The sequence below is a fragment of the Nonomuraea sp. NPDC051191 genome (assembly GCF_044455665.1).
Taxonomy (GTDB): domain Bacteria; phylum Actinomycetota; class Actinomycetes; order Streptosporangiales; family Streptosporangiaceae; genus Nonomuraea.
The window spans coordinates 108,514-126,049 of the sequence record NZ_JBITEZ010000023.1 but is presented as its reverse complement, the minus strand read 5'-3'; the positions used below and the strand labels follow the sequence as shown (position 1 = coordinate 126,049).

General features: G+C 70.3%; 26 protein-coding genes and 1 pseudogene. 10 read left to right on the top strand and 17 right to left on the bottom strand.

The features are described from left to right. Positions 1-291: 291 nt before the first annotated feature. On the bottom strand, positions 292-681 hold the full coding sequence (locus ACIA8R_RS46100) for a hypothetical protein (RefSeq protein WP_397044182.1): 390 nt from the start codon (positions 679-681) through the stop codon (positions 292-294). A 289-nt stretch (positions 682-970) separates the two neighbouring features. Here ACIA8R_RS46100 and ACIA8R_RS46095 point away from each other — a divergent pair, with 289 nt between their 5' ends. Next, entirely contained in the window at positions 971-1,339 is a 369-nt protein-coding gene (locus tag ACIA8R_RS46095) for a hypothetical protein (RefSeq protein ID WP_364101508.1), read from the top strand. A gap of 60 nt (positions 1,340-1,399) precedes the next feature. Next, complete coding sequence (locus ACIA8R_RS46090; RefSeq protein WP_364101511.1) at positions 1,400-1,828, top strand: hypothetical protein; 429 nt, start codon at positions 1,400-1,402, stop codon at positions 1,826-1,828. A 264-nt stretch (positions 1,829-2,092) separates the two neighbouring features. Here ACIA8R_RS46090 and ACIA8R_RS46085 read toward each other — a convergent pair whose 3' ends face one another. Then, positions 2,093-2,224: a hypothetical protein gene (locus tag ACIA8R_RS46085; RefSeq protein WP_397044180.1), complete on the bottom strand. Its 132-nt coding sequence runs from the start codon at positions 2,222-2,224 to the stop codon at positions 2,093-2,095. Positions 2,225-2,267: 43 nt separating this feature from the next. On the opposite strand from ACIA8R_RS46085, the pseudogene ACIA8R_RS46080 reads away from it, so the two are divergent. From ACIA8R_RS46080 to ACIA8R_RS46070, 3 genes and pseudogenes are all read left to right on the top strand, one after another. Further along, positions 2,268-2,928 (top strand): annotated as a pseudogene (locus ACIA8R_RS46080) (IS3 family transposase); the annotation flags it as partial. Positions 2,929-3,041: 113 nt separating this feature from the next. After that, a complete protein-coding gene (locus ACIA8R_RS46075) occupies positions 3,042-3,443 on the top strand; it encodes a hypothetical protein (RefSeq protein ID WP_397044178.1) in 402 nt (133 codons plus the stop codon). Next, the gene (locus ACIA8R_RS46070) at positions 3,379-3,894 is read left to right on the top strand and encodes a hypothetical protein (protein WP_397044177.1); all 516 of its coding nucleotides are present in this window, start codon (positions 3,379-3,381) and stop codon (positions 3,892-3,894) included. The genes ACIA8R_RS46075 and ACIA8R_RS46070 overlap by 65 nt, the downstream gene beginning before the upstream one ends. A gap of 67 nt (positions 3,895-3,961) precedes the next feature. Here the strand turns inward: ACIA8R_RS46070 and ACIA8R_RS46065 are convergent, their stop codons facing one another. From ACIA8R_RS46065 to ACIA8R_RS46035, 7 genes are all read right to left on the bottom strand, one after another. Next, the gene (locus ACIA8R_RS46065; RefSeq protein ID WP_364104161.1) at positions 3,962-4,384 is read right to left on the bottom strand and encodes a S26 family signal peptidase; all 423 of its coding nucleotides are present in this window, start codon (positions 4,382-4,384) and stop codon (positions 3,962-3,964) included. Then, positions 4,381-6,219 carry an ABC transporter ATP-binding protein gene (locus ACIA8R_RS46060; protein WP_364104164.1) on the bottom strand — a complete coding sequence of 613 codons (1,839 nt, stop codon included), beginning with the start codon at positions 6,217-6,219 and terminating at the stop codon, positions 4,381-4,383. Before ACIA8R_RS46060 ends, ACIA8R_RS46065 begins: the two co-directional genes overlap by 4 nt. Continuing rightward, positions 6,216-6,764, bottom strand: a complete 549-nt coding sequence (locus ACIA8R_RS46055) for a hypothetical protein (RefSeq protein ID WP_357705967.1) — start codon at positions 6,762-6,764, stop codon at positions 6,216-6,218. The genes ACIA8R_RS46060 and ACIA8R_RS46055 overlap by 4 nt, the downstream gene beginning before the upstream one ends. 78 nt (positions 6,765-6,842) lie before the next feature. After that, positions 6,843-7,019: a hypothetical protein gene (locus ACIA8R_RS46050; RefSeq protein WP_357705966.1), complete on the bottom strand. Its 177-nt coding sequence runs from the start codon at positions 7,017-7,019 to the stop codon at positions 6,843-6,845. A 44-nt stretch (positions 7,020-7,063) separates the two neighbouring features. Then, positions 7,064-7,234, bottom strand: coding sequence for a hypothetical protein (locus ACIA8R_RS46045; RefSeq protein ID WP_357705965.1), 171 nt, complete (start codon positions 7,232-7,234; stop codon positions 7,064-7,066). A gap of 27 nt (positions 7,235-7,261) precedes the next feature. Beyond that, the gene (locus tag ACIA8R_RS46040; protein WP_357705964.1) at positions 7,262-7,450 is read right to left on the bottom strand and encodes a hypothetical protein; all 189 of its coding nucleotides are present in this window, start codon (positions 7,448-7,450) and stop codon (positions 7,262-7,264) included. A gap of 63 nt (positions 7,451-7,513) precedes the next feature. Further along, on the bottom strand, positions 7,514-8,995 hold the full coding sequence (locus tag ACIA8R_RS46035) for a tetratricopeptide repeat protein (protein WP_397044173.1): 1,482 nt from the start codon (positions 8,993-8,995) through the stop codon (positions 7,514-7,516). Between the two features lie 52 nt (positions 8,996-9,047). Here ACIA8R_RS46035 and ACIA8R_RS46030 point away from each other — a divergent pair, with 52 nt between their 5' ends. Then, positions 9,048-9,479, top strand: a complete 432-nt coding sequence (locus ACIA8R_RS46030; RefSeq protein ID WP_397044172.1) for a hypothetical protein — start codon at positions 9,048-9,050, stop codon at positions 9,477-9,479. Positions 9,480-9,714: 235 nt separating this feature from the next. Here the strand turns inward: ACIA8R_RS46030 and ACIA8R_RS46025 are convergent, their stop codons facing one another. Then, entirely contained in the window at positions 9,715-10,299 is a 585-nt protein-coding gene (locus ACIA8R_RS46025; protein WP_397044170.1) for a TetR/AcrR family transcriptional regulator, read from the bottom strand. 140 nt (positions 10,300-10,439) lie between these two features. Between ACIA8R_RS46025 and ACIA8R_RS46020 the strand changes: the two genes are divergently transcribed. Next, positions 10,440-11,261, top strand: a complete 822-nt coding sequence (locus tag ACIA8R_RS46020; RefSeq protein WP_397044168.1) for an SDR family NAD(P)-dependent oxidoreductase — start codon at positions 10,440-10,442, stop codon at positions 11,259-11,261. After that, positions 11,258-12,199 (top strand): DMT family transporter, encoded by a 942-nt coding sequence (locus tag ACIA8R_RS46015; protein ID WP_364103966.1) that lies wholly within the window; start codon positions 11,258-11,260, stop codon positions 12,197-12,199. The genes ACIA8R_RS46020 and ACIA8R_RS46015 overlap by 4 nt, the downstream gene beginning before the upstream one ends. Here the strand turns inward: ACIA8R_RS46015 and ACIA8R_RS46010 are convergent. The 3 genes from ACIA8R_RS46010 to ACIA8R_RS46000 all read right to left on the bottom strand — a co-directional run bounded on the left by ACIA8R_RS46010 (position 12,106) and on the right by ACIA8R_RS46000 (position 13,398). Then, positions 12,106-12,630 (bottom strand): nucleotide disphospho-sugar-binding domain-containing protein, encoded by a 525-nt coding sequence (locus tag ACIA8R_RS46010; protein ID WP_364103969.1) that lies wholly within the window; start codon positions 12,628-12,630, stop codon positions 12,106-12,108. The genes ACIA8R_RS46015 and ACIA8R_RS46010 overlap by 94 nt on opposite strands. 135 nt (positions 12,631-12,765) lie before the next feature. Continuing rightward, on the bottom strand, positions 12,766-13,239 hold the full coding sequence (locus tag ACIA8R_RS46005) for a bacterial transcriptional activator domain-containing protein (RefSeq protein WP_364103972.1): 474 nt from the start codon (positions 13,237-13,239) through the stop codon (positions 12,766-12,768). Between the two features lie 21 nt (positions 13,240-13,260). Next, complete coding sequence (locus ACIA8R_RS46000; RefSeq protein ID WP_364103975.1) at positions 13,261-13,398, bottom strand: hypothetical protein; 138 nt, start codon at positions 13,396-13,398, stop codon at positions 13,261-13,263. Between the two features lie 95 nt (positions 13,399-13,493). Here ACIA8R_RS46000 and ACIA8R_RS45995 point away from each other — a divergent pair, with 95 nt between their 5' ends. Further along, positions 13,494-14,000 carry a MauE/DoxX family redox-associated membrane protein gene (locus tag ACIA8R_RS45995; protein WP_357706043.1) on the top strand — a complete coding sequence of 169 codons (507 nt, stop codon included), beginning with the start codon at positions 13,494-13,496 and terminating at the stop codon, positions 13,998-14,000. Here the strand turns inward: ACIA8R_RS45995 and ACIA8R_RS45990 are convergent. After that, positions 13,997-14,512: a hypothetical protein gene (locus ACIA8R_RS45990; RefSeq protein WP_397044165.1), complete on the bottom strand. Its 516-nt coding sequence runs from the start codon at positions 14,510-14,512 to the stop codon at positions 13,997-13,999. The genes ACIA8R_RS45995 and ACIA8R_RS45990 overlap by 4 nt on opposite strands. 127 nt (positions 14,513-14,639) lie before the next feature. Here ACIA8R_RS45990 and ACIA8R_RS45985 point away from each other — a divergent pair, with 127 nt between their 5' ends. After that, positions 14,640-15,017 carry a tyrosine-type recombinase/integrase gene (locus ACIA8R_RS45985; RefSeq protein WP_397044163.1) on the top strand — a complete coding sequence of 126 codons (378 nt, stop codon included), beginning with the start codon at positions 14,640-14,642 and terminating at the stop codon, positions 15,015-15,017. A gap of 554 nt (positions 15,018-15,571) precedes the next feature. Here the strand turns inward: ACIA8R_RS45985 and ACIA8R_RS45980 are convergent. The 3 genes from ACIA8R_RS45980 to ACIA8R_RS45970 all read right to left on the bottom strand — a co-directional run bounded on the left by ACIA8R_RS45980 (position 15,572) and on the right by ACIA8R_RS45970 (position 17,514). Then, a complete protein-coding gene (locus ACIA8R_RS45980; RefSeq protein ID WP_364103985.1) occupies positions 15,572-16,387 on the bottom strand; it encodes a hypothetical protein in 816 nt (271 codons plus the stop codon). 293 nt (positions 16,388-16,680) lie between these two features. Continuing rightward, the gene (locus ACIA8R_RS45975; RefSeq protein ID WP_364103988.1) at positions 16,681-17,055 is read right to left on the bottom strand and encodes a hypothetical protein; all 375 of its coding nucleotides are present in this window, start codon (positions 17,053-17,055) and stop codon (positions 16,681-16,683) included. Between the two features lie 279 nt (positions 17,056-17,334). Beyond that, positions 17,335-17,514 carry a hypothetical protein gene (locus tag ACIA8R_RS45970; RefSeq protein ID WP_364103991.1) on the bottom strand — a complete coding sequence of 60 codons (180 nt, stop codon included), beginning with the start codon at positions 17,512-17,514 and terminating at the stop codon, positions 17,335-17,337. Positions 17,515-17,536: the final 22 nt, after the last annotated feature.

Below are 17,536 nucleotides of genomic sequence, written 5' to 3'. Positions count from 1 at the left end.
ATGGCCGCCCTTACGTCATCGGCCCCCCGGCGCCACCTCAAAATATACGCGTTAGCAGGCTTTCATGCCCGAAAAAGTTGCCCAGGGCGCCAATGACGATGTCGTGTGCTCGTACGACTCCCCGGCCGGAAGCTCACGCAGATGCTGTCCGGCCCTTTGTTCCACACGTCAAGCCTCCTCGGATCGCAAGGCTCAACCGTCATAGGTGACCTGCGAGAACAGGATTAGCGTTCGGCGTGGTCGAGGCCGCTCTGTTCGTCGTAGGCCGGATCGCCGGCATGCAGCAGCGCGTCAAGGGAAGGCTGCGGTAGCCAGGAGGGCGTTGAGCGCGGCCTGGGCCACGATCGGCTGATCACCGGATGACGCTGCGGTGCCGCCGGTTGCGTGATCGAGGTCGGTCACGGTGCGCCGCAGCCGGCTAGCGAGCGTCTGCAAGACCAAGAGGTCGCGATCATCCTCGCCGACGTGGACCACCTCATGCCATCCGGCCAGGTAGCCGGCGACCGCCTCGGCCGCGCCATCCTCCTGCTCCAGCGGGTGGAGCAGGGTGGCCATCTCCAGCTCGACTTTAGCCAGCAGCCCGGCCAGCAGCGACGGCAGGTCCTCCTGTGTTGGGCCGTCGGGACGGTGGTCAGGGTCGACCAGCAGCCCCGCCTTGACCGCGACCAGCGCGTCGACCACCTGGCCGACGGTCAGCGGCTATTGCGCCCAGATACCCACACCCCCCAGCATCACCCAGAAGGCGATCGGCTGTACCCCGATCGGTTCACCCGCCTGCCCTCCACGTGCACGCGGCAGGCGGGCGGTAAACCAGATTCCTTCAGGAAATAGCGCCTCTCTGTGAAGCGACTGGTCCGCCGTTTGACGTATTGCATGGTCGTGTACGCATCTTGTTTCAGCAGGTAGATTCTTGGCATATCGGCGGGTGTGGGGGCCCTGGGGCGGCTTTGGAGTGCCGGTGGACGTTCGGGTGAGCATCGAGTCCGGTAGCGACGCAGATCTGCTGCGTGACCTTCGGCGGTGGCTGGTGGAGGAGCCGGAGTTGCGCGGCCGGGTGGCTGTGGTGGAGCGGGATCCCGAGCCGGGGGCGCTGGGGCCGGTGACCGACGCTCTGCAGGTGATCCTGGGGGCAGGAGGTGCGCTAGCGACACTGGCGACGGTGCTGGTGGCCTGGCTGCGCGGACGCAACGGAGAGATCACGGTCACGCTGTCACGTGGGGATGGCCAAGCCAGCGTGGCGGTCACCGCCAAAGGCGTCAAAGACCTGGACATGGCCGCGGCACGGGCGTTGACCGACCATCTGGCGCGGGTCCTCGGCGACGCCGATGCCGCCGGGTGAGCCACCGGGGCTGCTGCTGGCTCGGCTGACCGGCACCTCCACCCCCACCTGGCGCTCGGCGTGAGCGGGCCCCCCGACCCCGGCACCTGGCTTGTGGACCGGATCGACGCCCGCGAGCAGGCGCTGACCAGCCAGATCGAACAGACACCGGCCCAGATCGAGGAGCTGACCGCCCGCCTGCGGGAACTCGACCAGGACCTCGACCACCTGCGGATCACTCGCCAGACCCTGCTCGCCCTGGCCACCGAGCCCGATCCCGCACCCACGCCACCAGCCCCCGCGCTGCCCGGACACCCTGCCTACCAGCAAATCCTCACCCTCATAGCCGACACCGGCCAGCCCACACGAGCACGCGAGCTCTGCCTGGCGCTGGACCTGCCCCTGGTGCGCAACAACATCGAAAACACCCGCGCCAAACTGAAACGCCTGGTCAGCCTGGGCATCCTCGTGGAGATCGAGCCCGGATTGTTCACCCAACCATGTCCGTAACTCGGTGACGAGGCCTGTGACCAGCGCTCCCCGCGCAGGGCAAATGATCAAAAGGGCATCGCCTCACGATCCGCCCTCTCAGACAACCGCGACCCCTCGTAGTGACCTGCCAAACCACATGTGCCGACGTCCGTAGTTGTCACTGCGGACGACTACGGACGTCGCGCTCCGCTCGGCAGATTCGATTCGTCTGCGTACGCCGATCGTCCGGAACCCGACGCCGTCCTGCCAGGGGCGCGCACCGCCCCTACCGCGATCATGAAGCTAGTCCGGGTTGCCCGCCTCCGGAGCTTGCGCAGCGCCGCCGAGCGAAAGGCGCTTGGCCACATCCAGCCGTACCTCGCCGTAGGGCTGGACATGCTGCCAGAACGGGCCTTTCCCCTTGAACGTGGACACCTCGGAGACTGGATCTTGAGGTCCAGGGGAAGAGATGTCCCTGATGGTGATGAAGAACTACCCGCCCGAGTTCAAGGCCGATGCGGTGGCCTTGGTGTTGTCGAGGCCGGACCGGACGATCACGTCGATCGCGCGGGATCTGGGAGTCAGCCGCGAGACTTTGCGGGTGTGGGTACGCGCCGAACAGGCGCGGGGTGAAGGTGGGCAACGAGCGGCCGGCGGTGCCGCTATCCGTCAGCCCCATCAGCCGGACAAGTACCCTCAGACGACGTGTTGGAAGAGGAGAACAAACAGCTCAGGGCCCGGATTCGAGAGCTGGAGCAGGAGCGGGACATCCTGCGTAAGGCGGCCAAGCTTTTCGCGGGCGAGACGAACTGGTGAACCGCTTTCAGTTCGTTGAGGATCACAAAGCGCTCTACGGCGTGAAGCGGTTGTGCCGGGTGCTGCAGGTGTCGCGCTCGGGCTTCTACCGATGGCTGAAGGGCGCCGCGGCGCGGCTGGCCCGCCACCAGGCCGATGACCAGTTGGCTGCACGGATGCGGCGGATCCACGCCGAGCAAGACGGTACCTACGGCTCGCCGCGGATGACGGCCGAGTTGCGCACGGCCGGGATGAGGGTCAACCACAAGCGGGTGGAGCGGGTGATGCGCGAGCACGGCATTGCCGGGCTACGGCTGCGCAAGAGGGTCCGCACCACGATCCCGGGCCTTTCCCCTTGAGCGTGGACACCTTGGAGACTGGATCTTGAGGTCTAGATCGCTGATGTGAAATTTGGTGATCGGCTGCAGTCATGACGAAGGGCGTCCATGGTCGGTGTGTGAAGACCGACTTGGACGCCCTTCTGACCGCACTCTATGTGCATCTGGACGATCACGTGATGCCTTCGCGGGGCCGGCCTCGCGGGCGAGGCCGGCCGCCGGTGCTGACCCCGGCCGAGGCGGTGGTCGTGGCAGTGGCGCAGGTGCTGCTGCGCTGTGATGACGAACGCCGCTGGATGCGGATGGCGGCCGGCCGGATCGGGCACCTGTTCCCCAGACTGCCGTCCCAGTCGCAGTACAACCGGCAACTGCGTGACCTGGGGCCGGCCATGTCAGCGGCGGCGCTGTGGCTGGCCCGCCAGATCCCGACCTGGCACGCACGAGCCGTTACGACTGATGGACGGTACCCCGATCCGCTGCGGCGCCTCGCGGGTGACGGTCAACAGATCACACCTGGGTGAGATCGCCGGATACGGCATGGACAAGTCCCACCACGCCTTCTACTGGGGCGCCAAGCTGATGCTGATCACCACCGCCGACGGCGCGGTGACCGGCTTCAGCCTGGCCCACCCCAAAGAGCTCAATGAACGCACGCAGGCCCTGCACCTGCTACACGTCCACCAGATAGCCGACGGGCCATGCCCGATCGTGTGCGACAAGGGATTCGCCGGAGCCGGCATCGAGAAGGCCGCCGCCGATCTCGGCCATCTCCTGATCCGGCCGGCCCGCGAAGACGAGCCCGCACTTGCCCTGCCATTTCCTGGCTGGTTGCGTCAGCGCATCGAGGCAATCACCTGGACCCTGAAGAACCAGCTCGGCCTCGAACGCCACAACGCCCGCTACCCGAACGGCCTCTGGGCACGCATCAGCCAACGCATCCTCGCCCTCAACGCCGCCATCTGGCACAACTGAACACCGGCGCACCCGTGAAACGGTCCTGACTGCCTACGACCACTGACCCAAACTTCACATCAGCGCTCTAGCGCGGGGTCAGCTTGCGCAGGACCACGCCGAGCAGGCGGTCGGCCCTCAGGTACCCCGACACGCGGGAGTCGTACGACTGCGCGGGGTTGTCGCCCACGACGACGAGGCGACCGGCGGGCACCTGAGTTCCCGGCGCGTCGCGGAGCGCGGGGATCTGCTCGCGGGGGATCGGGTCGCCGGGGACCGCTGCCAGGCGTTTGATGATCCACCGAGTCTCACCCTCGTCAGCCATCCGTGCCAGCACGACGACCTGGCCGGTGCGGACGCGGGTGGGTCTGACCCGCCGTACGAGGACGCGCTCTCCTGGCTGGTAGGTGGGCAGCATGCTGTTGCCCTCGACGGTCACCACCAGGTAGCGCAGCCGCAGCCAGGCCAGCGCGAGCAGCGCCGGGGCGGCGATGGCGACGACGGCGGTCACGGCGTGGCCGCCAGGTCGTCGCGGTAGCCGCTGGCCTGGCGGCCGTACAGGCCCGCGTAGGTGCCGCCCGCGGCCAGGAGTTCGGCGTGCGTGCCCCGCTCGGTGACGACGCCGTCGGACAGCACCACGATCGCGTCGGCGTCGCGAGTCGAGCCGAGCCGGTGCGTGATCACCACGCTGGTCCTGCCCCTCCTGAGGCGCGCGAGCTGGGTGTGCACCTCGTACTCGGCCTCGGCGTCCAGGCCCGCGCTCGGCTCGTCGAGGATCATCAGGTCCCTGTCGCTGCGCAGGAACGCCCTGGCCAGGGCCAGGCGCTGCCACTGCCCGCCGGACAGCAGCACCCCGTCCTCCTCCTCGTCCTGCTCGGGCGCGAAATCGCGGCTGAGCAGCGTGTCATAGCCGTACGGCAGGGCCGACACCGCATCGTGGACCCCCGCCTCGCGGGCCGCGCGCTCCAGCCGTACGTGATCCTGGGCGGCGGTCAGGTCGCCGACGCCGACGTTCTCGCGGGCGGTCAACTCATAGGCGACGAAGTCCTGGAACACCGCGCCGACCCTGGCACGCAGCGACTCGGGCGGTACGTCGCGGATGTCGACGCCGTCCCACAGGATAGAGCCCCGGGTCGGGTCGTAGAAGCGGCACAGCAGCTTGACCAGTGTGCTCTTGCCCGCGCCGTTGCGCCCCACGAGAGCGACCGTCTGCCCGTGCGGGATGAACAGGTTGACGCCGCGCAGCACCCACGGGTGCTCGTCGCTGTAGCGGAACCACACGTCGCGCAGCTCGATCCCGCCCCGCAGCTCGGGCAGTACGGCGGGCTCGGCGGGGGCGGGCAGCCCCGGGCCCTCGCCGGTGATCCTGATGTGGTGGTGGAAGATCAGCAACTGCTCGTGCGCCATCACGCCGGCCGACACCACCGTGTTCAGCGCGCCCTGCACGCCCGCCACGGCGGCCACGAACATCGACACGTCACCGACGCTCAGGCTGCCCTGCCCGGCCGCCAGGATCGCCCAGACCAGGCCGATCCCCGCCACCACCGCCGCCGCGCTCGCCAGCCCGGCCTGCACGGCGAACTCGCGCCTGTCCATCGAACGGCGGGCGGCGTTGGCGGTGCGCACCTCGCCCAGCATGCGCCCGCGCAGGAACGAGCCCAGGTCGAACAGCCGGATCTCCTTGGCGGCCTCCGCGGTCGACATCAGCCGGGCGTAGAACATCTCCCTGCGCTCGACCGGGCCGATCCGCCACATCATGTTCACCCGGCTGCGCGAGAGCCGCAGCTCGATCAGAAACGCGGGCAGCGCCGACAGCAGCACGAGCCCGGTGAACAGCGGGCTGATCACCAGCAGCGAGCCCACGAAGCCCGCTACGGTGATGGCGCTGCGCACGGCTGACAGCGCGGTGTCGATCAGCCTGCCGGGGTTGCTCGCGCTCTGCTGCGCCATCCGCAACCGGTCCAGGAAGGTCGGGCTCTCGAACGGCGCCAGGCCGGTGAAACCGCAGATCGCGGTGAACAGCTCGTCCTTGGCCCGCAGCGAGACCCGCCTGTCGACCTCGGCCCGCAGGTACTGCCCTGCCTGCGCGGCTGCGGCGGCGAGGGTGGTGACCACCGCGATCGCCACGGCCTGGCCTGGCAGCGCGGAGACCTCTCCGCGGGCGATGCCGTCGAGCACGGCCTTGGTCAGCCAGGCGAGCACGACCGGCGCGCCCGCGCCCACCAGCGTCACGGCCAGGTAGCCGATGACCTGCGCGGGCGCCGCCCTGCACACCATCGCGGCACCCCGCGCCGCGCCCGCGGCCAGGTGGCTGAACCCGGGGGTCTCCCGCCTGCCGCCTATCACGCCGCGGACCCGCTGGGCAGCCGCGCGACGTCGCCCACCCTTCCTGTTACCGCGCCCTCCCCGACCAGGAAGAAGCTGGGGAACGAGTTGACGTCGAACGCCGCGCTGACGGCACCGCCGCCGTCCTCGAGCACGACCTGGGCCACCGGGGACAGGCTGCCGACCATCTGCTCGTGGCCGCCGCCGTGCCCGTCGACCACGACGAGCACCCGGGATCTGTCCTGGCCAGATGCCCAGGAGACGAGTTCGGGCAGCTTCTTGCGGCAGGTGGCGCACTCGGCTGCGATGAACGCGACCACCGTGTCGTCGGGGAGCTTGTCGCGTGCCACCACGGCGCCGTCCACCGTACGCACGTCGAAGTCGCCGACGCGGTCACCTACGGCCAGGCCGCCCTTCCCGAACAGCCCGCCCATCTCCACGACCTCGTCCAGGGCGTCGATCAGCTTGACGTGTTCCTTCAGCCGCCTGGTCACGGCGAGGGTCATCGCCAGGTCGACCAGGCACAGCACGCCGACAAGCACCGCGACGGCGATCACGAACGGCACAGCACACCTCCGGTCCGTAACGGGGGTGCCCGGCAGGGGGCGGCCGGGCACCAGATCAATCAGCGAGGCCGCTTACCGCTAGCAATAGCGGCGCGTGCAGTCGCCGCAGTGGCTGCTCCCGTTGGGGTAGAAGCAGCAGTACGCCCCGTTGAACGTGGCACCGCAGCAGTAGTAGCCGCAGTCGGTGGCGCGGGCGATGGCGTGGGGGGCGACCTTTTCCAGGATCCGGTCGGCCAGGTTGGTCAGGGTCTTCATCGAATCTTCCTCCGTTGTCACGGCATGTCGGTCCGCGGCGCCGCTCACACAGCGTTGTTCTCCTGTTTGGCCTCCAGCTCGCCCGCGACGGCGGCGTAGAGTGCGTCGATCCGCGTGGTGTGGTCACGCAGCCGCCTGACCACCGCGAGGGTCAACATCAGGTCCACCGCGCACAGCGCGCAGGCGAAGACCACGAGAGCTACCGCGAACGGCATGACTACCTCCGGTTACTTGGGGTTACTTCAGCACCATTTCCGCGCGTCGTAGCTCGTGATGCAGGAACCGCAGTAGCTGTTGCCGTTGGGGTAGTAGCAGCAGTACCTCCAGTAGTCCGCGCGGCAGCACTGGTACTCGCAGTCGGTCGCACGGGCGGTGGCGTGCGGGGCGACTCTCTCCAAGAGCCGGTCGGCCCACCTGGACATCGTGCGCATGGAACCTCCCTTGTGGGGATTGGCCGGTTGCCTGGAGCATGCGCCGAAGGTCTCAGTGGATTCTCAACGGTTTCTCAATGCCTGCGCCCGCTGCCTGATCTTCGTGGCGTTCGCGTCGCCGACGGCCTCGTAGCACTCGATCGCCCGTTTCCACGCGTCGTACGCCGCCTCCGCGTTGCTCGCCTCCGCCTGCGTCTCGCCGAGCCTGACCAGCGTCTCGGCGGCCGCGTGCAGGTCGTCGCAGCTCTGCAGCAGGTCGGCGGCACGCTCGTGGCACTCGTCCGCCTGCGCGTGCTCGCCCAACGCGTTGAGCACGTAGGCGATGCTGTCCCACGCGTGGCCCTCACCCTGCGCGGAACCGAACTCGGCGAGCAGCCGCTGTGACCTGCGGCTCTCCTCCAGTGTCTGCTCGTACTCGCCGCGCTTGGCCCGCCACCAGCTGGTGTTGATCAGCGCCCGCGGCTTGCCGATGGCGTCGCCCGCCTGCCTGAACAGTTCCATAGCCCGTACGGCGTGCCCGAGCTCCCGCCCCGGCCTGATCCTGCTCAGCGGCACCGTTAGGCCCAGGTGGACGTGCGCCTCCAGCACCGGCTCGTCGAAGTCGGCGTGCAGCCGCAGCGCCCGCTCGAAGTGGGTGACGGCATCCCCGTCGTGGCCGAGCCGCAGGTGCGCGCGGGCCAGGCTGTTGTGGCAACGCGCCGCGGCCAGCCCATCGCCCAGGCGTTCCGCCGCGCCGAGCGCGACCTCCTGGACGTCGAGGATCTCCGTCCACGGTCCCCGGCGCTGCCCGAAGTCGGAGAACCCCCACCCCAGCAGCCAGGCGTGCCTGTCCAGCCCGGTCGCGACGGCCTCGGCGAGCAGCGGGGGCAGCGACTCCGCGACGAACCAGCGGGTGGCCTGGGCGGGACCCGCGAACGCCTGGACGATCACGCCGGAGCGCGGGGGATCCAGCGGCATGTTCTCCCGGTGCGGATGGCAGGCAGCGCTTGCCGCCGCCGCCGTGTGCACGTAGTGGTCGAGCAGGCGGCGCGTGGCGGCCTGCCGTACGGGCTGGTCGTCTGTGTCACGGCTGCGCTCGGCGGCGTACTCGCGCAGCAGGTCGTGCAGGCGCAGCCGACCGCACATCCGCAGCTCGACCAGGTTGGCGTGGTCGAGCCGGACCGTCTCCCTGGCCACGGGCACCGGCAGCGCCGCCAGGCTCGACACGGCCGCCAGCGGCAGATGGGCGCCCGAGTCGCGGCCGAGCAGGCGGAACAGCCGGGCGGCGGGTTCGGGCAGGTCGCGGTAGGAGCGGCCGAGCACCTCGCGCAGGTCGATGGCCGGATCCTCGTGCGCGAACGGCTCCAGCCCCGGCCGCGCCAGATCGGCGGCGTCGGACAGCGACAGGTCGGTCCTGCACGACAGCCGCGCGCCCACGATCGCCAGCGCGAGCGGCAGCCGGCCGCACCGGCGGATGGCCTGCTCGGCGGCGTCCGGCTCGGCGCGCAGCCGGGACGCGCCGAGCCGTTCCGACAGCAGCAGCCGCGCGTCGTCCTCGGGCAGCACGTCCAGGCAGCATGGACGCGCCGGCCGTCACCGACAGCCCGGACAGGTCCGAATGGCTGGTGATCAGCGTCAGGCAGCCCTGCGTGCCCGCGAGCAGCGGACGGACCTGGGCCGCGTCGCGGGCGTCGTCGAGCACGACCAGGTCGGCGTGGAGCTGGCCGTCGGGGTAGCGCTCGCGGTTCAGGTGCGCCCAGCGCAGCGCGAGCGACGACTTGCCCCCGGGCGGGCCGTGGATCACGCGGACGGCAGCCCGCTCGCTGCCCAGCCGTTCGAGCTCGGCCTCGCGGCCGACGAAACAGGCCAGGTCGAGCGGGAATCGCGCGGGCGCGGAGGACTCGGCCGCGCGCGACGCGTGCTTGTCGGCGTGCAGCAACCGCTGGTGCACCCGCTGCAGCTCCGGGCCTGGGGCGATGCCCAGTTCCTCCGCCAGTACGGCACGCGTGTTGGCCCGGCGCTCGGGTCCGTGACACCAGACGCAAAGTAGCTGTGAGTGACTGTAGGCTCTCAGACGCGTGGACATGAGCACCATTAGCGAGCAACGCAACCTGCGGAAACGTGCTCGCCACCGTTATCGGGGCAGGGGGCGCCGGACTGGGCGCCGGACTCATCCCCGAACGCCTGGATCGAAATCCGGAGTCGAGAGCCGCAGCCCTACGCGCCGCGACCTGCGTCAACGCTTTACTTTGCCCCCAGTGACGGCGACCCGAGCACCGGGCCGTCTAGGGGGCGGAACGGGACGGCCGCGGCCCGGCGCCGTGGAGGAGGGTGTCGATGATGCGCGCCGCGAGCGTGTCGGGGTCGGCGCCTTCCGCGTTGCCGTGGAGCGATTCGCCGATGAGCGCGTAGTAGACCCTGCGCACCCAGTCGAGGTCGGCCTTCTCGTCGATGAGCCCGTCGTTCTGGGCCCTGCGCAGGGTGAGGGCGCAACTGTCGTTGATGTCGCGCTGCAACAGCGAGGCCTCGCTGCCCGGCTCCGCGGGCAGGGCCAGGGCGAAGGCCCAGGCGCTCTTCACCTCCAGCACGTTCGCGGTGATCCTGTGCATCGCGACGAGGGGCGGCGCGGTGTCGGGCCTGCCGTCGTCGATGGCCTTGACGAGCTGGCGGGCCGCTGAGGTGGCGAGCGCGTCGGTGAGCGCCTGCCGGTTGGCGAAGCGCCGGTGGATGGTCGTGCGCGCCACGCCCGCCTCGGCGGCGATCTGTTCCATCGACGCGCCTGGGTCTGCGGCGAGCACGTGTTCTGCCGCCTCCAGGATCGCGCGAACGCTGCGTTCCGCGTCCGCGCGCAGTGTCTTGTCACTCATCATGCCTCCGGTATAGCCCATTTAACCAGCAGAATCTTACAGCACCGATGCAGTTCGACGGCTAATTGCATCATCCGTGTTGCAGGTTTTCTGACTATTGATACATACTCCTCTCAGTTGCTCCACCTCACCAAGGGGAAGACATGAACCGCACCGCTCTCGTCACCGGCGCCTCGTCCGGTCTCGGCGCCGAGTTCGCCATCCAGCTCGCCGCCCAGGGACACGACGTGATCCTCGTGGCCCGCTCGGGCGACCGACTGGCCGCGCTCGCCGAGCGCCTCGTCGCCGACCACGGCGTGCGTGCCCACGTGCTGGTCCAGGACCTCGCGAGGCCCGACGCCGCCCGGCGCGTGGCCGAGCAGGTGACAGACCGCGGTCTGCACGTCGACCTGCTGGTCAACAACGCGGGTTTCGGCACGTGCGGCCGCTTCGAGGAGATCTCGACCGGGCGTGACCACGAGCAGTTGATGGTCAACGTGGTCGCCCTCGTGGACCTCACCCACGAACTCCTGCCCAGCATGCTCGCGCGCGGCGGCGGCTCGGTCATCAACGTGGCCTCGAACGCCGGGTTCCAGCCTTCGCCGTACTTCGCGGTATACGGAGCGTCCAAGGCGTTCGTCCTGAACTTCGGTCTCGCTCTCCGCCAGGAGTACCGTAAGCGCGGCATCCGCGTGCTCACCCTGTGCCCCGGCCCGGTTGAGACCGGCTTCTTCGAGGCCATCGGCACCCGCAACGCCGCCGTCACCGGCTCGTTCACCACGCCGAAGCCGGTCGTGCGCGCCACGTTGCGGGCGCTGGAGCGCGGGCGCGGCTACGTCGTCCCCGGGTTCGGCAACGCGCTGGGCGCGCACCTGACGCCGCGCCGTCCCCGCATGCTGGTCGCGGCGATCGCCGAGCGCGTCACCCGCAAGGTCCTGGTCGCCGAGGGCAAGGCTCCGGTGGCCTCCGCCGAGTCCGCAGCGTGAAGCTCTCCGCTCCCCTCGCCGCGGGCTCGGCGATGCTGCTCGTCGGCACCTCGACCGCGGTATCGGCGACCGTCGCCGCCTACCCCGTCTTCACCGGCCAGGCCCTGCGTTACGCGCTCGCCGCGGTGATCCTCCTGTTCGTCGTCCGTCGTCAGCGGCTCCCCCGCGTCCGGCTGAACGCGCGTGACGTGCTGCTGCTGTTCGCGCTGGCCGGCACCGGCCTCGCCGGGTTCAACCTCTTCCTCGTCGAGGCCACCAGACACGCGGGCCCCGCGATGATCGGCACGGTCATCGGCGCGGTGCCGCTGGTCATGGCGCTCGTGGGACCGTTGTTGGAAGGACGGCGTCCCGCGCTCCGCACGGTCGGCGCGGCCCTCGTGGTCGCGCTCGGCGCGGCGGTCGCCGCCGGGCTCGGATCGGGAAGCGTGAAGGGCCTGCTGCTGTCGCTGGGCGCGCTCGCCGGTGAGGTGGCCTTCTCGCTGCTGGCCGTGCCCTTGCTGCCCAAGCTCGGCCCGCTGCGGGTCGCGGCCTATCCCGCGGCATTGTCGGTGCCGATGCTGCTGGTGGCGGGGCTCCTGCTGGAGGGCACGTCGGCGCTTCGGCTGCCGACGGCCGGGGAAGCGGCCGGTTTCGTCTACCTCGGCGCGGTCGTGACGGCCGCGGCCTTCTTCCTCTGGTACGACGCGCTGCGCCGGCTCGGCGCCGACCGCGCGGGACTGTTCGCCGGGCTCGTGCCGGTGGGCGCGTTGCTCACGACCGTCGCCCTCGGCCTCGGCGAGGCGGGTCTCGCCGACGTGGCGGGAGCGCTGGTCGTAGCCCTGGGCGTGGTGCTCGGGGGGCGCGGTCAGCGGGCACCGAGAAGGCGGTTGACCGCCGTGACGACGGGCGCCGCGCCGTCCTCGGCCGCCACGCCCGCAGCCGGCGCTTCGGCCCGTTGACGGAAGCCGGGCTCGGTGAGCGCGGCGGTGAGGGCGTCGGCCAGGCGGGCGGGCGTCAGGCGGCGGAACGGGATCGGCGGCGGCGCCACGCCGAGCGCCGCCAGCCTCGACGCCCAGAACGGCTGGTCGTTCATGACCGGCACCGCCACGGCGGGCACGCCCGCCCGCGCCACGGCTCCCGTCGTGCCGCCGCCGCAGTGGTGGGCCACCGCCGCCACCTGGGGGAACAGCGAGTCGTGCGGGACGTCGCCGACGCCCAGCACGTCGTCGGTGATCGGCCCCTCTCTACCTGTCTGCACCACTCCGCGCAGACCCGCCCGCCGCAGGGCGTCCACGACCAGTTCCGTGTACGGCTCGGCCCGCGTGCCCGCCAGGCTGCCGAAGCCGACGAACACCGGCGCGGGACCCGCGCCCAGGAAGTCCGTCAGCACGGGATCCGGCTGCCAGCCCCTCGGACGGACCGGTCACCAGTAGCCGGTGACCTCCAGCCCGGGACGCCAGCCGGTCGGCCGGGGCACGACGAGCGGGCTGAAGCCGTGGAAGTCCGGCCGTCCGGGAGCCCCCGGTTACTCACAGCTACTTTGCGTCTGGTGGCACGGACCCGAGCGGAGGGCCATGTTGGCGAAGCGGGCGAGCGCCTCCGCCGTACGGCCGCCGGAGTGCAGCGCCTCGATCAGCGGCGCCAGCGCTGCCACGGCCGCGCCCGGATCGGTCTCGGTCACGGCGCGCGCCCAGCGCGGCGAGACCTCCTTGCGCTCCTCGCCCAGCGCCCTTCGGGCCCGTTCCACCCACTCGCCGGGCACCCCCGCCAGCGGTTCGCCGCGCCACAGCGTGAGCGCCTCCTCCAGCAGTGGCCCCGGATCGGGTGCGGTGACCGCGCGCTCGGCCGGCGTGCGGAAGCGGGTGACGTCGACTGCTGACTCGTCCACGTCGAGCAGGTAGCCGCCCAGCCTGCCTAACACGTCGCCGTCGTCGCCGAGCACCTCGCCGTGGACCTGGGTAATGATCGTGTACAGGGTCTTCCTGGCGCCGTTCGGCACCTGCTCTCCCCAGATCCTGTTCTACAGCGTCTCCTCCGATACGACGTGCCCGACCTTCCAGGCCAGCGCGGCCAGTGCGAGCGCCACCTGCGGAGGACGTATCGGGATGATCTTGCCCGCGCGTTCCAGTTCGACCGGCCCAAGCAACCGAATCAGCACGATCTTCGAGCGTAGTCATTGAGATGGCGTTGAGAATTCGCTGAGAACGACGGGCCATACTGCGTGCGGTGTCGTCGTGGACGGAGACGGTGATCATGCTTTACGTTGCTGTTGGGTGTCGTGTGCTGCTGGTCATCGTGTTCGCGGTGGCGCTGGCGAGCAAGGTCTCCGGGCGCGAGGCGTGGCGGCGTTTCGCCACGTCGGTGACGGACATGACGACCTGGCGCTCGCCGGCCGTCCCGTTCGCCGTGGCGGCGGGCGAGGCCGCGGTGATCGTGCTGACCGCGGTGCCGTTGGGGTGGGCGGGCGCGGCCGGGTTCACGCTGGCGGCCGTGCTGCTGGGCGGGTTCACCGTCGCTACCCTGCTGGTCATGCGGCGGGGCGCCGCGGTGCCCTGCCGGTGCTTCGGCGCTTCGGAGACACCGCTCGGGGTGCCGCACGTCGTCCGTAACCTGGTGCTCGTTTCGCTGGCCGTACTGGGACTGGTGGCTACGGCGGGATCGGGTGCCGCGGACGTGGGGATCGCGGTGCTGGCCGGGCTGCTCGGCGCGGCGCTCGGGGTGCTCTTCACCCGCTGGGACGACCTGGTGTCACTGGTCTAGGTTGGCCGGGTTCTCGCTGTCCGGAGCCTGCGTGGCCGGGATGATCGGGGCGAGGGCGGAGGCGGGGCTGCCCGCGAGCGCGGCCCTCTCTCCCACGCTGCGCAGGATCGTGCCGCGCGGCGGACCGCCTCGGCCTGCGGGGCGGGCAGGTGGCGGCGCATGGTCCGCTCCTTGCGCCACCGCTCGCGTGCCCTGGCCCTGCGCTCGGCGCGCAGGTACCCGACCAGGCGGTCCAGGTGCCTGCGCAGCTCGCCGTACAGCGGGCGCTGCTCCTCGTCGGGCGGGTTCTCGCGCAGGGCGGCGACCAGGCGGTCGCGGTCCTGGGTGGCGCGGCGCAGCAGCCGTTTCAGCTCGCGTTCCTGCTCCTCGACGTGCGAGCCGAAGCGTAAAGGCTGCGCGCGATGGTCGACGCTCTGCCGGACGGCCCCCCCGCAGGACGGCGTGACCGCGCCGTCCTGGTGCTCGGCTTCGCGTTGATGGGCCCGCCGCTCGCAGATCGCCGACATCGACATCGGCGACCTCACCTTTACCGCCGACGGCCTGGAGCTGTACGTCCCCTTCAGCAAGACTGACCAGGACGCCCATGGCGAGATCGTCGCCATCCCCTACGGCCAGCATCCGCAGACCTGCCCCGTCCGGGTGACCCGCGCATGGCTCGCCGACCTGGCGGGCGCCGGCCTGACGACCGGGCCGCTGTTTCGCCCGATCGACCGGCACGGCCGCATCGCCGCCCGCGCCCATCCGGCTGCCGGTCGCGGCCGCCGCGAACGGCTGCCCCCGCAGACCGTCAACCTGATCGTCAAACGCGCCGCCGCAGCCGCCGGCCTCTACCACGCCGAGGCCTACACCGCCCACGGCCTGCGCGCCGGCGGCGCCACCTCCGCTGCCAAGGCCGGCGCGCCCATGTCCGCGATCACCCGCCATGGACGCTGGGCCGACGGTTCCCCCGTCGTTGCCGGCTACATCTGCCAGGCCGACAAGTGGAACGACAACCCCCTGCACGGGATCGGACTATGAGATCGGCGGCAGCCAGTCCGCGGTACACCGACAGGTTGGAGATCCGCTTCGTCCGGCCTCGAATATTACGGGTGTTGAGGCATCTGGCGGTACACCGCCGATTCTCACTTGTTGTAGCAGCTTCGGGAGTCTTGAGCTGATCCCGGTGGATGCGTGTCGTGGGTCGGGCGGGGCAGGGGGCAGAGTGGGCGACGGCGGTGACCATGTCGCGTGGCCTGCGGCTGGTCCCAAAACGCGGCCGAGGCGATGGGGGCTCGCCGGGTAGGGTCTGGAGGAGCCGGCGGTAGAAGTCGGCGCCGAGCCGAAGAGGTACGGCTAGATCTTCCGGGCATGGCATCTGCTCGTGTCCGTGCTGCTCAGATCTCGCCAAGCGCCGCTGCCGACGGAGAATCCGGTTCCACGGTGTAGAGGCCGAGCGTCTGGCGTGGGGCCCCGGCCGAGGTGAAGGCCTCGAAGCCGAGGGTGAGTTCGCCGGCGCGACAACCTGCAGGACGTCCGCTCATCCTGTCCCGATGCCGTGCGTCACGGTTCAGGATCCGAAGTCGTTCGAGGCGTCAGCCGATGGCCTGTCGCCACGCCGGGGCGAGCGCGATCCGCCGGAGTTGCTCAAGAGTCAGCGCCGGTACGCTGCGGTCGGCGGGAAGACGGTAGGCGCCCGCGTTGAGTGCCGAGATCACCACCCTCAGGCCGTCCGCGCCGAGGGTGTCGACGGTCCATTCGATCGCGCCCGCTCCCCCGCGCGGCGCCGGCCCCTGGCGCACCCCGACGCGAGTGCCGTCAGGCAGTGTGGCGGCGTTCCGGAACACCTGTGCCATGGCAGCGTCACCCGGCTTCCACTGCTGGACGTTCACGGCGACCAGGCTCTTGCCGTGGCCGTCGTCGGCCGTGACATGCCCGAAGCCGTCGGCACCGCCCGGTCGCCCGGCGCGCACGCCTGCCGGAAGCAGTCGCTCGATGACGCGACTGATCTGCGGCGCGGTCAGCCGGGGTACCGATCCGGTACGGGAAGCGGCAGGGGGCGCGGGCATGGCCACGAGAACCGGGTGCCACACGGGAGAGGTCGCCACGGCGGCGAGTTGCTGATGAGTCAGAGGAAGAGTGGACCGACCGGCCGCCGACACGAAGACCTGCCTGCCGTCCCCGTAAGTGAGCAGAGCACTGAGGAGTTCGCCCCCTGACGGGTTGTTCTCATCGCTCGGGGAGCGGTCCAGCACGAGCCTGGCCCCGCTGGGCAGGACGGTCAGGATGCAGCGGCTGTAGGGGTGATAGGCGGAGTCCGGGCACTGGGCGTACTGGACCGGAACGGGGACGGGCCATCTGTTGAGCTTCACCACTACTTTCGCCGAGCTCCCGCCCGTCTCGAAGAGCACTTGAGCGGAGGGCGCCGGACCGGGCTCGGCGCTCAGTCCCCGTCCCTGCTGCCCTGAGAGTCTTCCCGGCGGAAGCTGGGTCTGGAGCAGATGAACCATCTGCTGGGCGGATACACCCGCTGCGGCGGATTCCGCGGGCCGAGCGGCAGCGCAGCCGGCGACGGCGAGGACGGACGTTGCGATCGAGGCGAGCAAGCGGACTGTTCTGCGCGGCCAGACTGGCATGGCGGGCCTCCGTTCATTCGATTCACCGGGCCTGCCCGGGGGGCGTCCGCCCCCCGGGCAGGGACAGGTCAGGCTCCGGGGTAGGAGATCGAGCTGATGGAGTTGTCGTAGGGGTAGTCCAGCGCGTTCCAGACGGAGTTCGGCGCGAAGTAGCCGTAGGTGCCCTGGAAGTTGACGTTCGTCCAGGCCTCGATGGCGACCGAGTTGGTCTTGATGGAGGAGATGGCGTCGTTGTAGGCCCAGGCGCGCAGGTCGGGCACCCTGGGCGGGTTGGTGTTGGTGCCGGTCAGGCAGGCGCGGGTGATCTCCCACATGTTCCAGTCGTCGCACAGCTTCCACGTGCCGGTGGCGGCGGCAGCGGGGCCGGCCGCGACGCCGATGATCCCGATGCCCAGGACCAGGCTCGTAGCGGTCGCGATCAGGGCCTTACGGAAACCTTGCATGAGAACTCCTCCTTCGGTTCTTTCCTCCGCCCCTTGACGGAGGCTGTTCGGACGTGGTCGAGGACGGGCTTGTCATCGAACCCTGAGTGGATCTGGCCTCTATGCACCATCCGCCGATACCTGCATCACTTCCAGTGAATGATTGGATACTCTGGGCAACCTCGAAAGGGAGGGCTTCGAGCCGATCCGGAGCGTTCCTTCGCGCCGGATCCGAGCGGAACAGTGCCGGAACGTCATGGGAGCGCCGCTTCGGGCGCCTACGCTGCAGAGCTGAAGTGGTCAGGTCTCCGGCGTGGACTCAGCGGGACTCGACGCCGTCGGCCGGCTGCGCTTCGAAGTAGTCACCGTCTGGTGGTAGTTGCCCTGCGCGCCGGTGCCGGTGGCGGTGCGGATGGGCCGGGAAGCGGTCGTGACAGTCGCGGCCTGCTTGTCCCCGGTGGAGGTGGCCTGGTCGGACATCTCTGCTCCTTTCCGTAGCCAC

Bases quoted from the DNA above. Each gene is read 5' to 3' on its own strand.
- ACIA8R_RS46070 (WP_397044177.1), top strand. From the start codon at position 3,379: ATGGACGGTACCCCGATCCGCTGCGGCGCCTCGCGGGTGACGGTCAAC.
- ACIA8R_RS46050 (WP_357705966.1), bottom strand. From the start codon at position 7,019: ATGAAGACCCTGACCAACCTGGCCGACCGGATCCTGGAAAAGGTCGCC.
- ACIA8R_RS46045 (WP_357705965.1), bottom strand. From the start codon at position 7,234: ATGCCGTTCGCGGTAGCTCTCGTGGTCTTCGCCTGCGCGCTGTGCGCG.
- ACIA8R_RS46040 (WP_357705964.1), bottom strand. From the start codon at position 7,450: ATGCGCACGATGTCCAGGTGGGCCGACCGGCTCTTGGAGAGAGTCGCC.
- ACIA8R_RS46030 (WP_397044172.1), top strand. From the start codon at position 9,048: ATGGCTGGTGATCAGCGTCAGGCAGCCCTGCGTGCCCGCGAGCAGCGG.
- ACIA8R_RS46025 (WP_397044170.1), bottom strand. From the start codon at position 10,299: ATGATGAGTGACAAGACACTGCGCGCGGACGCGGAACGCAGCGTTCGC.
- ACIA8R_RS46020 (WP_397044168.1), top strand. From the start codon at position 10,440: ATGAACCGCACCGCTCTCGTCACCGGCGCCTCGTCCGGTCTCGGCGCC.
- ACIA8R_RS45995 (WP_357706043.1), top strand. From the start codon at position 13,494: ATGCTTTACGTTGCTGTTGGGTGTCGTGTGCTGCTGGTCATCGTGTTC.
- ACIA8R_RS45990 (WP_397044165.1), bottom strand. From the start codon at position 14,512: ATGTCGATGTCGGCGATCTGCGAGCGGCGGGCCCATCAACGCGAAGCC.
- ACIA8R_RS45975 (WP_364103988.1), bottom strand. From the start codon at position 17,055: ATGCAAGGTTTCCGTAAGGCCCTGATCGCGACCGCTACGAGCCTGGTC.
- ACIA8R_RS45970 (WP_364103991.1), bottom strand. From the start codon at position 17,514: ATGTCCGACCAGGCCACCTCCACCGGGGACAAGCAGGCCGCGACTGTC.